Consider the following 13,191-nt stretch of genomic DNA (forward strand, 5'->3'; position numbering starts at 1 on the left):
CTTCCGGGCAGGTCACCACCTCGTCCTGCAAGCAGGCGCCGGTACCGGAAAGACCAGCACGCTCAATAAGGACGGTACGGGCTGGCGCCGCGTCGTCCCCTCACCCACACCTGAGCGGATCCTGGAGACGGACACCATCCACGAGCTCCTGGCCGGCGGCACTCTGGTCGTCTGCGCCGGCGGCGGAGGCATCCCCGTCACCGCCGACGCCGACACCGGCGCGCTGAGGGGCGTCGAGGCAGTCGTCGACAAGGACCTCACCGTCGCCCTGCTCGCCGAGGACCTCAGGGCCGACTTCCTGCTCATCCTCACCGACGTGCCGTGTGTCTACGACGGCTACGGCACTCCCGACCCCAAGCCCGTCCTCGACGCCACCCCCGCCGACCTGCGTCAAGGCGGCTTCCCCGACGGCTCCATGGGCCCCAAGACGGAAGCCGCCGCCCGCTTCGTCGAACGCACCGGCGCCCTGGCCGCGATCGGCGCGTTGGATGCCGCGTACGAGATCGTCCACGGGAAGTCGGGGACCCTGGTGCGCCCCGATCTGGCCGTCGGCTGAAACGCCTCGGGCCGTGCGATGCAGCCGACGGCTCCCCTGGGGCGGGCGGTGCACGCGGCAGGAGCCCTCGACACAGGCCGGATGGCCGAATCCGGTGCGCGGGCGTGGGCACGGTCGTTCGGCCCGAACAGGTGGGCGCCTTCGGCGCACTCGTCTCCGACCTGCTCGACCCCGGCTGCGAAGTCGAGCGGTTCCGCCCAAGTGGCGTGGGTGGGCTCAGAGGCCATCCGTATCAACGGCTGTCGTGCGAGTCTGTGTTCCGTTGTGCTGAACAAACCATCGAAGACCGATAGGCGCCACCTCGTTGGTGCGAGATGACCGAGCTGCCCGCATGGTGATCATTTCACGCCGGGGAACAGCACGTGAGCGTTCGAAGGCTTGAGTTCGTCGACGTCTCCAAGCGCTACGGCGCAGCCGTCGCCTTGCGCGAGACGACGTTCGACGTGCGGGCAAAGGGATCTTCGGCTTCGTCGGCAGCAACGGCGCGGGCAAGACCGCCACCATGCGGATCGCACCGGGTGCGCTGGCGGCAGCAGCTCAGTAGAGGGAGCCGGGCCAGGCGGATGCCACCGCTGCGATGACGCCCACGTCCAGCAGTACGCCGACGCTGAGCCACGGGTCGAACCAGAGCGCCTTGAGCACCAGCCCGCTCGCCGCCGCGACCAGCGCGGCCGTGGGCCACCAGTCGCTGCCCGCGAGCACGCCAGCGCCGGCGATGGCGTACACCAGGGCGGTGTACCAGGCGATGGCCAGCGCCGTGGCCCTGGCCAGGGCGGCGGAGACGTGGGCGGCGGTCAGCGCCCAGGAGTGTCCGGGGTCGAACGGGGACGGCTGGTCGGGCTGCTGGGGTGCCGTCCACACGCCGGGGTGCAGCAGCCCGTGCACGATCAGGAACGCCCCCACCACAAAGGTGGTCATGACAGCTCCTCCGGTCCGTCCGGTTCGGTGCCGCCCAGGTCGAGCCGGAACGGCGGGTACACGTCGGTCATCAGGGCGGTGTAGGCGGCAACCCGCAGTACCCACCGGTTCAGGCCGACGATCAGGTCGAACAGATCCTTCGGGTACGTCTCGGTGAAGGCGAGGGTCACGGCGGCGATCAACGCCAGCACGGCGACGAGGCCACCGGCCCACCAGCCGAGGTGCCAGCCACCGAGGAAGAAGCCGATGACGATGTAGTGCGGGATGGCCAGCAGCCACCACTTCACGAGTACCAGGCCGCGGGAGAGCCGTTCGGGGTAGGCGATGTCCAGCCGGGCCGAGTAGTCGGGTTCCTCGCCCAGGCTGAACGGTGGATAGCGGTCGGTGCCCAGCGCGCCGTACGAGTAGAAGGCGACCCGCCAGCTCCAGCGCAGCACCCCCAGGTTGAAGTCGAAGAGGGTGCGCGGATGGCGACCGGTGAACAGGATGGCGAAGAACGCAATCACGCTCACCACGGTGAACGCGATCCACAGGAAGAACAGCACCACGTAGTGCGGGACGAGAAGGATCCACTTCACGAGCCACAGCCACCGGGACAGCGGTGCATCCAGCACCGCGTTCACCCGGACCGGACGCTCCGGTACCCCGGCAAGGGTCGTCATGGCGATCAGCTCCTTCGGCTTACGGACCCGTTCTCACTGGACGGGTCTGGGCCTGCTGCCAGCCTCACGGGTGCCCGGGTGCCGCCGCGAGGGCCGGGCAGGTCCGGCCTCGAGGCCATCGGTCCCGGCCGCCGTCAGTCCTTGAAGCCGACGTGCAGTGGATGAGCGCGCACTCGGAAGGCCCGGCAGTCCCGGCTGGCCAGACTGCCGTGACGGCTGTCACCGGGTGTTCGGAGGTCAGCGCTGGAGCAGCCAGGGGCGGGTGACGCTGTCCGAATCATGCTGTTCGGGCGGGCGGGTGTCGTCGATGCGGAAGGTCAGGCTGTTGACCACGCCGACCACTCCGTCGACGCGCCACGTCAGCTGGATCGCGAGGGGGATGTCGCTGCGGTGCTCGAGCCGTCCTTCCAACGTGACCATGCCGTCCAGGACCGAGACGACCACGGTGCGGGGCGGCAGGCAAAGGGCGCGGGTCAGGACGTCGTCGATCACGTCCCGGCGGATCTCCTCGTCGGTGCGCAGGAAGACACGCAGCAGGTCGCGGCGGGTGGCGATGCCGATCAGCCGGTCCTCCTCGTCCACCACCGGAAGCCGCTCGACACCGCGCCGCTCCATGATCCGCGCGGCGTCCTCGACACGCTGTTCCGGGTGCACGGTGATCGCGGGCGTCGACATCAGCTCCTGTGCCCGCGTGGCGCGGGCGACGGCGGCCGTACGGCGCGCGGAGCGGCGCAGCGTCGGCGTCCACAGCCGTTGGCCACGGCCGGGCACGGAGCAAACCGCCTGGCGGCGGATCAGATCGGTCTCGGAGATCACGCCCACGACCTTGTCGTCGTGGTCGACCACGGGCAGTCCGCTGATCCGGTGCCGGTCCAGCAGCCGTGCCACGTCCTTGACCGAGGTCTCCCGGTGCGCTTCGACGACCTCACGGGTCATCACCTCGCCGACGGTCCGGCTCATCACACCCACTCCCTTCCGCACTCGCGGTCCGCAGGCGGAGCACGACGGAATCTGCTGCGGCGGCCCGCCTGACGGCGTGGAGTCCCGCGGGACGTGTCGGTCTGCGATCGCATCGGGGGGCCGGAACGCACGGGCTGTGTCGGCCGAGCAGCCGTTGCTGTCCCTCGTAGGACTCTCCTGGGAGCTGGCCCCCCGATGCCGCTTCAGCTTCCCGTACCGCCGTGGGCTGGGGCAGGGGCCGACCGTCCCGTGGGCGCAGGCTGAAGAGCCCCCAGTCCGATGGGCCTGTGCGGGCGTGAGGCATGCGGTTGCGCGTCGGCCCGGCAGTGGTGCATGCGGCGGCTGGGACGGTTGTGAGGGTTGTGACACGGTGTGGGGTCGCCCGTGACAGCCGCCACCGACACAGCGGGGGAACTGATCGCCCTCGGTCCGTCGGTCATCACCGGGCAGCCCGCTTCGGCAGCGACCGGCTCCCGCAGTCGGCCGATCGGCCACAGGAGCACAGCGCCTCACGGCTCCGTTCCGAACCGTGGAACCGGTCGGCCCCTTCCGCGGCAGCGGGCCTGCCTGAGCATCGCGTCCCCGAAAACCTGGGCGGACGACACCGATCCGCACGGCCCGCGGGCCGACGTAGTCCTCGTCGTCGGCGCCGACGATGGCACCAACCAGATTGCCCGTCGTCGATGAGGCAGAGGCGACCAGCCTCATCCATGCGAGCGCATCGGAGACCGGGCCCCGCTCGTGCCGGGTGGGGCTGCACCGGGGCGCTGTCGGGCGTGGACCTTGAGCCGGGTCCCGTGCGGGTGCGGCCCCGGAGGGTACGCCGGCCTGTCTCGTCATGGTCGTGGGCGCAGCCTTCGATGCGGGGCCGGGTCGAGCAGTCCACGGTCACGGGTCCACCGGCCCGTGGTCGGGGCCGGTGCGGCCCTGATGAAACGTCACGAGGCACGGCCAGGATGTGAGTTGTCAAAAAGGGCCGGCTGCAAGGTGGGGTCGGCGCGCCGCCAGGTCTTCGCAGTCGGCGGGAGGAGAGGAGTTGCGGTCATGACATCGGTCAGCTTCGAGAAGGCGACCCGCGTCTATCCCACGATGGACCATCCGGCGGTGGACGCGCTCGACCTGGACATCGCCGACGGCGAGTTCATGGTTCTGGTGGGTCCGTCGGGTTGTGGGAAGTCCACTTCCCTGCGGATGCTGGCGGGCCTCGAGGACGTGGACGCCGGGGTGATCCGGATCGGTGAGCGGGACGTCACGCATCTGCCGCCGAAGGACAGGGACATCGCCATGGTGTTCCAGAACTACGCGCTCTACCCGCACATGACGGTCGCCGACAACATGGGCTTCGCCCTGAAGATCGCAGGGATGCCGAAGGCGGAGATCCGGCAGAAGGTCGCCGATGCGGCGAGGATCCTGGACCTGACCGAGTACCTCGACCGCAAGCCAAAGGCCCTCTCCGGCGGTCAACGGCAGCGCGTGGCGATGGGCCGCGCGATCGTGCGCGAGCCGCAGGTGTTCCTGATGGACGAGCCGCTGTCGAACCTCGACGCCAAGTTGCGGGTCAGCACCCGTACGCAGATCGCGTCGTTGCAGCGCCGTCTCGGGATTACGACGGTGTACGTCACCCACGACCAGGTCGAGGCGCTGACCATGGGCGATCGCGTGGCCGTCATGAAGGACGGAGTGCTGCAGCAGGTCGGCACCCCGAAGGAGGTCTACGAGCGGCCGGCCAACGCGTTCGTCGGCGGGTTCATCGGCTCTCCGGCCATGAACCAGTTCACGGTGCCTCTTGCTCCGGAGGGCGTGCGGTTCGGCGACACCGTCGTCCCACTGCCCCGCGAGATCCTGGACGCGGCCAGGCCCCACGCCCAGGAGGTCGTCCTCGGCGTCCGCCCGGAGCACCTCGAGGTGCTACCGGGCGGCGGCCGGGCGGAGCCGACCGGCCTGCGGATACGGGTCGACGTGGTCGAGGAGCTCGGTTCCGACGCCTACGTCTACGGCACCGCCCGGTTCGGTGAGGACACCGAGCCCGTGATCCTCCGTGTGCCCGGACGGCACACACCGGACAAGGGCCAGGAGCTGCACGTCGTTCCGCGCCCGCAGACCGTTCACCTCTTCTCGGCAGAGACCGGCCTGCGCCTGGAAGGCTGAACGGCTCCGGCGACACCGAAGGACCGCGTCCGGGGAGGGCGGCGTCACAGCGCCGCCACGGGACGGCCTCGTGCGGTGACGGTCACCTACCGAACAGGCGGTACGCGCCGTCCTCCGCGTCGCGGCGCAACGGCCCGGCTTCGACGCCGCCGTCGACCTGCTGCCGGGCCCGGCTCGCGCGTCACTCCGCGCCCGCGACGCCCTGTCCGGACGGTTCACCGCGGCGGGTGCAGCTGCCGTGGACGGGTGGTGGCGCTGCGTCCTGCAGGAGCGTCCAGGAGCCGGGGCCGGTCTGCGTCGGACAGACGGCCCACTGATGCGGCACCCCTCATGATCGAGTCCGGCTGCCCAACGGGCCTTGTGAAGGGGGCGGTTGCTCCCCCCCCACGCCTGTCGGTCCACAGGGTCCACCGGCCCCGGTCGGGGACCTGCGGCCCCTGTTCCACCGCTTTCCGCACCACCACGCTGGCATCGAATCCCGATGAGGAGGCAGAAGCCATGGTCCGCAGTGTTGTCGTAGGTTTCGATGGCTCGGCCGAGAGCCGTGCCGCGGCGGAGTGGGCGGCCCGAGAGGCGAAGCGGCGTGGGCTGTCGGTCAAACTGGTCCACGTCTGGGAGGCGGTGCCCGAGCCCCTGGCCCTCGCGCGGTTCCTCGGCGCCGAGACGCGGCAACCGTGGGGCGGGCGAGCCGCGCGCGCGGTGCTCGAAGGGCTCAGGGCGCGTCACCCCGGCCTGGACGTGACCGTGGAGCAGGTCGCGGGCCGGCCCGCCGAGGTGCTGGCCGAGGCGGCGAAGGACGCCGAGCTGGTGGTTCTCGGCTCCCGAGGGCTGAGCGGCATCGGCGGATTCCTGGTCGGCTCCGTGGGCCAGGCCGTCGTGGCGGGCGCCGAGCAGCCGGTGGTCCTGGTCCGTGCCGGGGAGCGGGCCGCGGACGGTCATGCGGTGGATCCGCCCGGACTCCTGTCGTCGGCGGCCCTGTCCGGGCCCGTCGTCCTCGGGCTCGACACCGATCACCCCGACGACACGGTGATCGCCTACGCCTTCGAGGCGGCCGCCCGCCGGGTCACACCCCTGCGGGTCGTCCACGCCTGGAGCCCGCCGCCGTACTTCGCCTACGGTCTGCCCGCCGACCCCGAGCTCAACGCCGTGCTGGGCAAGCAGGACGCTGCCACGCTGGCCGAGGTGCTGCACCGCTGGAAGGAGGAGTACCCGGCCGTCCAGGTCGTCGAGGAGTCCCGTTGCGGCAGCCCGGCCGTCGAGTTGGCCGACGCCTCCCGCGGGGCCTCGCTGGTCGTCGTGGGCCGCCGCATCCGCCACAGCCCACTCGGCGCCCGCATCGGCCCCGTCACGCACGCTGTGCTGCACCACGCCCCCGCCCCCGTCGCCGTCATCGCGCACGACTGAGTGCACCCCCTGAAGGGGTCTGCACGGTCAACGGTGGATCTTGAAAGTGGAGTGACACCTGATGACAGACGTGACTGTGTCGTCTGAGGCTGTGGGCGGTGGGGAACGGGCCGGTCGGTCTGGCCCGTGATCGGACGGCTGCATCCTTCTCCGTCGGGCATCCTCTGCGGAACGGATCGTGCAGATCTGCCGGATGACGGTGTGGACGCATGCTGGTCAGGTCCGGTCGTCATCCATGTGCAGAGCGAGGACGGGGCAGGCGGCGACAGCCCGGCGGGCGTGAGTACGCAGTCGGTCGGAGACGGTCTTGTCCTTGAGGACGGGGTATCCCCATTCATCGAGGTCGATCAGCTCGGGGAGGAGTTCGGCGCACAGGCCGTGGCCAGTGCAGGCGATGCGGTCGATGCGCAGGGATCGGCTGGGGCTCATAGCCAGGTCTCCGGGGCGGTGGCCGATGGCACGGGGAGCCGGGGCGGCTGATGGGCGGCCTTGCAGGTGCCGTGGGTGAGATGGCGGTCGACGTCGTCGGCGAAGGTGTGAAGGGCGGAAGCGGCGAGGCGGGCGGCGCCGTCGGGATGGCGGCAGCCTCCCCGGTCGGGCAGCAGACTGGCGCGGTGGCGCAGCCGGGACAGCAGGGCGGCGTCAGCCCGTCCCGTGGCCAGAGCGGTGAAGTCGTCGGCCACGGCGGGCAGGCCGAGGCGGCAGGGACCGCACTGGCGTGCGCTGTGTGCGGCCAGGTAGGTGAGGACGCGGGCTGTTTCGAGCAGGCCGCAGGACGCTGAGGGCAGGGCGACGAGCACACCGGCGCCGGGTGAGGCACCTAGCGGGGCCAGATCCCGCCGGGTCAGGGAGGTGTGCAGATGTTCGACGGGGAGCCACGAGCCGCCGAAACCGCCGAGCAGGACCGCCTGCAAGGGCTGCGTTGCACCGCCTGCCCGGTCGAGGATCATGGCGAGCGGTGTGCTCAGCGGTACTTCCAGCACGGCTGGGGTACGGACGGCGCCCGAGACTGTGACGAGCAGGGTTCCGGGTTCGTCCGGCGTGCCGGCCTGCCGGAACCAGGCAGGCCCGTAGCGGGCGATCATGGCCAGATGTGCGAGGGTCTCGGCGTTGTGGACCAGGGTGGGGCGTCGGAGGACGCCCCGCTCGTGACTGTGCGGCGGGCTGCCCCCGGGCAGGGCGGGGCCTCCGTTGAGCCAGCGCACCAGGGAGGTCGACTCACTGGAGACGTAGGCGTCCGGAAGGGCGTGCAGTCGTAGCCGTACGGGATCGAGGCGGGCGCGTTGCCGATCGTCCACGGCGGCGCTCAGTTGCCGGTACTGGGCCACGCGGTCGCGCGGCAGGCACACGTGGATGGTGTCGGCGCCGACCGCTGCGGCGGTCAGCGCGGCGCCGTCGAGGACGAGATGGGGTGCGACGGCGATCAGGAATTGGTCCTTGCGGCTTGCTGGTTCGCTCTCCATGGCGTTGACGACGAGCACGCGCCGGCCCCGCTGTGCCGTGACGGCACGAAGCTTGCGGGCCGTCGGGAATCCGGCGCCGCCCCGACCGGTCAGTCCCGCCTCCGCCACGGCCTCGACCAGTGGTGAGCAGGCGCTGCCGGAGAACGCTGAGCCGAAGGGGGCAGGTCCGTAGTGCCTCAGGTGATCGACGAGGGTCGCGGGCCGGCCGATGGCGTACCAGCCGGCCAGCAGGCGGGCGGTGGCCGGATCGTACGGTCCTGGAGCGGGGTGCCCGGCGGTGAGGGGAACGGCGGCAGAGTTCACTGTCCACCCCTGCCCAGGATCGCCGCCGATGCGGCGCGCTGGGACCAGCCCGGTTGCAGCGGTCCCGTGGCGAGGAAGGCGGTGAGTACCACCGGTACGGCGGTCGCGGCGACGGCGGCCGTCAGGCGCCCGGCGACCCGCCCCGGACCGGCCTTCATCAGCCGCCACCACACGCCCGCGACCACCACGCCGAGACAGCCGGCGTACAGCCACAGCTGGAGGGGGAGCCGGGTGTCGGTGCCGGTGCCCACGCCGTGGAAGAGGGAGAGCGGCCAGGCGGCATAGGCCAGCCAGTGCACGGCCTTCCAGCGGCGCGCGCCCAGGCGCCGGCGCAGCGCGCTGGTGACCGCGACGGCCAGCAGCAGATCCAGTCCGACGGTGCCCAGCCCGAGCCAGAGCGGACGATAGGACGCACCGAACGGCACCACGGACACCGCCCACCCGAGGTAGACGAATGGATCGAGCACCGCCGTCACCACGTGCACGACGAGGAACACCAGCGTGAGCAGGGACAGGTTGCGGTGGAGCGCGGCGAGCTCGAAGCGGCCGACCCGTCGGGGCCGGGCCCGCCCGGCGGAGACGATGCCGAGCATCACGGTGCCGGTGAGCAGCAGCAGGGCCAGGGTCCCGCTCGCACGACTTGCGTACCAGAGGGGGCTTCCGGCCAGAGCGAGGGGCGTCATCGGAGATTCCCGAGGGGGGCACCGGCCGAGGTGGTGGCGGAGTCGGACGGCCAGCCGCACAGACGTACGACGTTGCCGTGCAGGCCCACCAGCCGGGCCGGCAGAGCCGTGCGGCGCAGCCAGTCGACCGCCCGGTCGCCCAGAACGATCGCCGCAGTACTGGCGGTGTTGGCGTCCACGCAGGTGGCGGCGGCGACGGTGACGGTGCGCCAGACAGGAGCGGCGGGTTCGCCGGTCGCAGGGTCGACGATGTGGTGGAGGGTACGTCCGGCACGGTGCCAGGTGCGCGCGCGGATGCCGGAGGTCGCCAGCGCTCCGCCGGTCACTGCGACGGCCGTGCCGCAGCTCGTGATGGGCTGGGCGTGGTCGTCGGCGAGGGCGATCCTCCAGCCCCCGTCCGGGGCCGGACCAGCCACGGCGAGGTCGCCGCCGAGGCTCACCAGGACCCCGCAACCGGTTGCCGCGGCGGCGCGGTCGGCGGCGCGGTCGGCGGTGAGGGCCTTGGCGGTCGCGCCCATGTCGAGGTGCGTGTGCCGGGGCAGACGCAGTCGCCGGGAGCGGGGGGCGAAGACGATCCGCCGCCATCCGGGGGCGGGCAGGGCAGGGGGCAGCGGACGGGTGTCCCCGGGACGCAGGGAGGTGAAGGTGCGGTCGTAGCCGAGGGTGGTCATGGCACGTCCCACGGTCGGGTCCACGGCGCCGTCGGTGAGCCGGGCGGCACGGAGAGCGGCTTGGAGGGCCTCGGCGAAGCGTTCGCTGACCGTCGTCGGGTTGCCCGCGTTCGCATTGACGCGGGTGAGTTCGGAGTCCGGCCTGAAGCGGCTGCACGTCAGATCGACGGCGGCCAGTTCGGCGCGCAGGACGGACTCCGCGGTCGCCAGCGCGTCCGGATTGGTCACGAGCAGCACGGCTGTGGTGCCGAGTGTCGGGAAAACGGCTTCGGCGGGGGATGGTGAGGAAGCGCGGGTGGTCATGACGCCCCCGTCGTCGTATGGGGTTGCTGCTGGGTGGGGGCGGGCGGCTGGGACGGGGGCTGCGGTGCCGCGTGCGACGCGGGGGCCGCTCCCAGGTCGTCCTCGCCCTCGCCGTCGCCGTTCTCCTGGCCGGCCGAGTTGCCATTGTTCGTGTCGTCGTCGGCCTTCGAGGCTGCGGCGGAGGATGCTGCGGGGTTCCGGAGCGGTGGGTTCGACGGCGCGGTCGAGGCCGAATTTCCGGGCAGGAGGTGGGTGTACAGCGTGCCCAGAGCTGCCGCACCGGTCACTGCGGCGACGGCGATCCAGCGGGTCAGACGGCGGCTCCGCCGCAGACCGCGATCGCGTGCGTGTGACGGGTCGGGCGGGCGGACGGGCTCGTCGGAACGGCCGGGCGAGGGGGACATGGCAGCGGCTCCTGGTGGATCGGCGGCCCGGAATCGGCTGCGTGTACTTCCAGGCTGTGCCCACGGCTCTGGGGAACCTGCTCACGTCTTCTTCAGAACCGGTAAAGATCTCAGCGCGCCGTGTCCCACACAGGAAGGTCCAGCACCACGGTCAGCCCACCACCCGGTGTGTCCTCCAGCCGCGCACTGCCTCCGTTGACGGTGACCAGCCGGTGGACGATTGCCAGCCCCAGACCCGAACCTGAGGCCTCAGGATTGCCGAACCGTCGAAACGCGACCGCCTTGACCCCGTCGGGCATCCCGGGGCCGTCGTCCCTCACCCACACCCGGGCCGAGCCCGCCGACCGGCGGTGCCCGACTGTCACGTTCCCTTCGTCGGGAACGGCATCCAGAGCGTTGGCGATCAGGTTGTCGAGGATCTGCTCGAGGTGACCGATGCCCAGAGCCGCGGTCAGTGCGGGCCCCTCCGACGCTCTCAGACGGACGCCGCGCTCCTCGGCCACGGGCGACCACGCGGCCACCCGCTCCCTCGCCACCTCGTCGACCCGGACCTCGGCCGGCAGTGGTGTCGTCTGCTCGGCGCGCGCCACCGCGAGCAACCCGTCGACCATCCGGGAGAGCCGGGCGATCTCTTCCTGGGCCGCATCGAGTTCCACCGCTGTGTCGCCCCGGGCGCCGGTGCCCAGCACATCGAGCCGCAGCCGCAGCGCGGCCAGCGGGGTGCGCAGCTGATGGGACACGTCGGCGATCATGGTCCGGTGGCCGTGCACCAGAGCCTGCGTGCGGGCAGCCATGGTGTTGAGCGTGGCTGCCAGACGGCGCACTTCCGGGGGCCCACCCTTGACGTCCGCGCGTTCGTCGAGGGCGCCCTCGCCCAGCTTCCGGGCGGTGGCGTCGAGTGCGGACAGCGGGCGGCTCACCCAGCGCGCCAGGCGTACGGAGAGCAGCACCGCCGCAGTGAGTCCCGCGGCGCCGATGACCGCGGTCCATCCCCAGATCGCGGCGATACGGGCGTCGCGCGGGGCGGCGGAGCGGGCCAGGACGACGGCGCCGGCGGGCTGCCGGACCTCACCGGCCGGTTCCGCTGTCAGCAGTCTGCCCTCGTTCTCTGGCGGTTCTGGCTCGTGTCCGGCCAGCACACCCCCCACGAGCTCCTGGGCCTCCTCGCCCTGGGCCGCCGTGCAGGGGGTGCTCGCCACCAGGCGTGCGGAGACGTCGTACACGGCGGCGCAGTCCTCGGCCTCTGCCGCGGTGTCCAGTTCCCGTCGCATGTCAGTGGGCGGTTTACGGTCGGAGAGGTGCTCCTCGGCCGCCGCGGCGACCACACGGGTGGCAGCCCGCTGATCGTCGCGGAAGGCGGTGCGCTCGCGTGCCGTCATCAGTACGGCCAGGGGTACGACCGCCAGCACCAGCAGCACGGAGGTCAGGGCGAGCAGCGTCCACGTGATGCGCCGGGTCACGGCTGCTCCCGTGCCCCGTCGGCCGCACCGAGCCGGAAGCCGTGCCCGTAGACCGTCTCGACCAGTCCCGGCACGCCGAGCTTGCGGCGCAGCGCCGCGATGTGCACGTCCAGGACCTTGGTGGGTCCGTACCAATGGGAGTCCCAGGCGCGCTCCAGGATCTGCTGTCGGCTCACCACCCTGCCCGGGTCGGCGGCCAGGCACTCCAGGATCCCGAACTCCTTCGGGGTCAGCGCGATCGGCCGGCCGTCCACGGAGACCTGGTGGGTGCGCAGGTCGAGGGCCAGCGGCCCGTGCCGCAGGATTTCCGGGCCGGTGGGGCGCCTGCGGCGCAGTACGGCCCGAATCCGTGCCAGCAGTTCGGCAAGCCCGAACGGCTTCACCAGGTAGTCGTCGGCGCCCTCGTCCAGTGCCACCACCCGGTCCGCTTCCTCGCCGCGCGCGGTGACGGCGATGATCGCGGCATCCGACCGTGTGCGCAGCACCCGACACACCTCGACCCCGTCGATGTCGGGCAGGCCGAGATCGAGCAGTACGACATCGGGGGCTGCGGCGCTGAGGGCGGCACGGCCGGTGCCGACGCCCTCGACCTCGTATCCGGCCTGCCGCAGCCCACGGACCAGGGATTCGGCAATACTGCGATCGTCCTCGACGACCAGCACCCGAGTCTTCTCGGCCAAGCCCGCGACCTGCCCGTTCATGCCTCGGACTCGCTTTCGGACGGTGAGATCGGCTTAAGCCCCTCCTTCCTCAGTTTGCGTCTGCGGCCGGGTCGCGGCGCAAGGGCCGTTCGGTCCGATGTGCTCTGTGGCCCGAGCACGCGAGGCGTTCATGATCCCGGCACGCATGCCGAGAACGTGGGCTGATCTCCGGGGTGACCCCGATGGTCAGGACAGCGAGGGCGTCGCCCTCCGTCCGGTGAGCAGCCGCCCCTGCGGGAAGCGCGGAGATCCTTCTGCTCGATGATGGTTTCGAAGGGTATGCGTGGAAACGGAGAGCTGGAAGCTGAACAGCAGAATTGTGGTGGGTGCGGACGGCTCGGAGGCTTCTGAAGCGGCGTTGCGCTGGGCGGTGGAGCAGGGGACGGGCGTTCGGGGGCAGTCGTCGCCGCCCTGGAGCCGCCCGTCGACTGGTACGGCCTGGCACCGCGGATCGACGACAAGCCGGTCGCCGCGGAGACCGTGTGGGGGGCGGTTGGAGGCAATCGGCACGGAGGTGGGCAGGCACTGACCCGCCTGTGGAAATCCGTACGACGT

General features: G+C 71.6%; 12 protein-coding genes and 1 pseudogene. 3 read left to right on the forward strand and 10 right to left on the reverse strand.

Features of this window, described 5'->3' with window-relative positions:
- Positions 1-67: 67 nt before the first annotated feature.
- Positions 68-556, forward strand: a pseudogene (locus tag ACFW6B_RS34400) (carbamate kinase); the annotation flags it as partial.
- 537 nt (positions 557-1,093) lie between these two features.
- Here ACFW6B_RS34400 and ACFW6B_RS34405 read toward each other — a convergent pair.
- From ACFW6B_RS34405 to ACFW6B_RS34415, 3 genes are all read right to left on the reverse strand, one after another.
- Positions 1,094-1,474: a hypothetical protein gene (locus tag ACFW6B_RS34405; protein ID WP_386602464.1), complete on the reverse strand. Its 381-nt coding sequence runs from the start codon at positions 1,472-1,474 to the stop codon at positions 1,094-1,096.
- A complete protein-coding gene (locus ACFW6B_RS34410) occupies positions 1,471-2,136 on the reverse strand; it encodes a DUF4389 domain-containing protein (RefSeq protein ID WP_386602466.1) in 666 nt (221 codons plus the stop codon). The genes ACFW6B_RS34405 and ACFW6B_RS34410 overlap by 4 nt, the downstream gene beginning before the upstream one ends.
- Before the next feature lie 237 nt (positions 2,137-2,373).
- Entirely contained in the window at positions 2,374-3,096 is a 723-nt protein-coding gene (locus ACFW6B_RS34415) for a CBS domain-containing protein (RefSeq protein WP_386602468.1), read from the reverse strand.
- A 1,044-nt stretch (positions 3,097-4,140) separates the two neighbouring features.
- Between ACFW6B_RS34415 and ACFW6B_RS34420 the strand changes: the two genes are divergently transcribed.
- Positions 4,141-5,244, forward strand: a complete 1,104-nt coding sequence (locus ACFW6B_RS34420; RefSeq protein WP_386602470.1) for an ABC transporter ATP-binding protein — start codon at positions 4,141-4,143, stop codon at positions 5,242-5,244.
- Positions 5,245-5,742: 498 nt separating this feature from the next.
- The gene (locus ACFW6B_RS34425; RefSeq protein ID WP_386602473.1) at positions 5,743-6,648 is read left to right on the forward strand and encodes a universal stress protein; all 906 of its coding nucleotides are present in this window, start codon (positions 5,743-5,745) and stop codon (positions 6,646-6,648) included.
- Between the two features lie 216 nt (positions 6,649-6,864).
- On the opposite strand, the gene ACFW6B_RS34430 is transcribed toward ACFW6B_RS34425, so the two are convergent.
- From ACFW6B_RS34430 to ACFW6B_RS34460, 7 genes are all read right to left on the reverse strand, one after another.
- Positions 6,865-7,077, reverse strand: coding sequence for a ferredoxin (locus ACFW6B_RS34430; protein WP_386602475.1), 213 nt, complete (start codon positions 7,075-7,077; stop codon positions 6,865-6,867).
- Positions 7,074-8,414, reverse strand: a complete 1,341-nt coding sequence (locus tag ACFW6B_RS34435; protein ID WP_386602477.1) for an NADH-ubiquinone oxidoreductase-F iron-sulfur binding region domain-containing protein — start codon at positions 8,412-8,414, stop codon at positions 7,074-7,076. The genes ACFW6B_RS34430 and ACFW6B_RS34435 overlap by 4 nt, the downstream gene beginning before the upstream one ends.
- The gene (locus tag ACFW6B_RS34440) at positions 8,411-9,097 is read right to left on the reverse strand and encodes a ferric reductase-like transmembrane domain-containing protein (protein WP_386602480.1); all 687 of its coding nucleotides are present in this window, start codon (positions 9,095-9,097) and stop codon (positions 8,411-8,413) included. The genes ACFW6B_RS34435 and ACFW6B_RS34440 overlap by 4 nt, the downstream gene beginning before the upstream one ends.
- Positions 9,094-10,071, reverse strand: a complete 978-nt coding sequence (locus tag ACFW6B_RS34445) for an FAD:protein FMN transferase (protein WP_386602482.1) — start codon at positions 10,069-10,071, stop codon at positions 9,094-9,096. The genes ACFW6B_RS34440 and ACFW6B_RS34445 overlap by 4 nt, the downstream gene beginning before the upstream one ends.
- Positions 10,068-10,475 (reverse strand): hypothetical protein, encoded by a 408-nt coding sequence (locus tag ACFW6B_RS34450; RefSeq protein ID WP_386602484.1) that lies wholly within the window; start codon positions 10,473-10,475, stop codon positions 10,068-10,070. Before ACFW6B_RS34450 ends, ACFW6B_RS34445 begins: the two co-directional genes overlap by 4 nt.
- Before the next feature lie 110 nt (positions 10,476-10,585).
- On the reverse strand, positions 10,586-11,935 hold the full coding sequence (locus ACFW6B_RS34455; protein WP_386602486.1) for a sensor histidine kinase: 1,350 nt from the start codon (positions 11,933-11,935) through the stop codon (positions 10,586-10,588).
- Entirely contained in the window at positions 11,932-12,636 is a 705-nt protein-coding gene (locus ACFW6B_RS34460; RefSeq protein ID WP_386602488.1) for a response regulator transcription factor, read from the reverse strand. Before ACFW6B_RS34460 ends, ACFW6B_RS34455 begins: the two co-directional genes overlap by 4 nt.
- Between the last annotated feature and the right edge of the window lie 555 nt (positions 12,637-13,191).

The sequence above is a fragment of the Streptomyces sp. NPDC058751 genome (assembly GCF_042746485.1).
GTDB lineage: Bacteria > Actinomycetota > Actinomycetes > Streptomycetales > Streptomycetaceae > Streptomyces.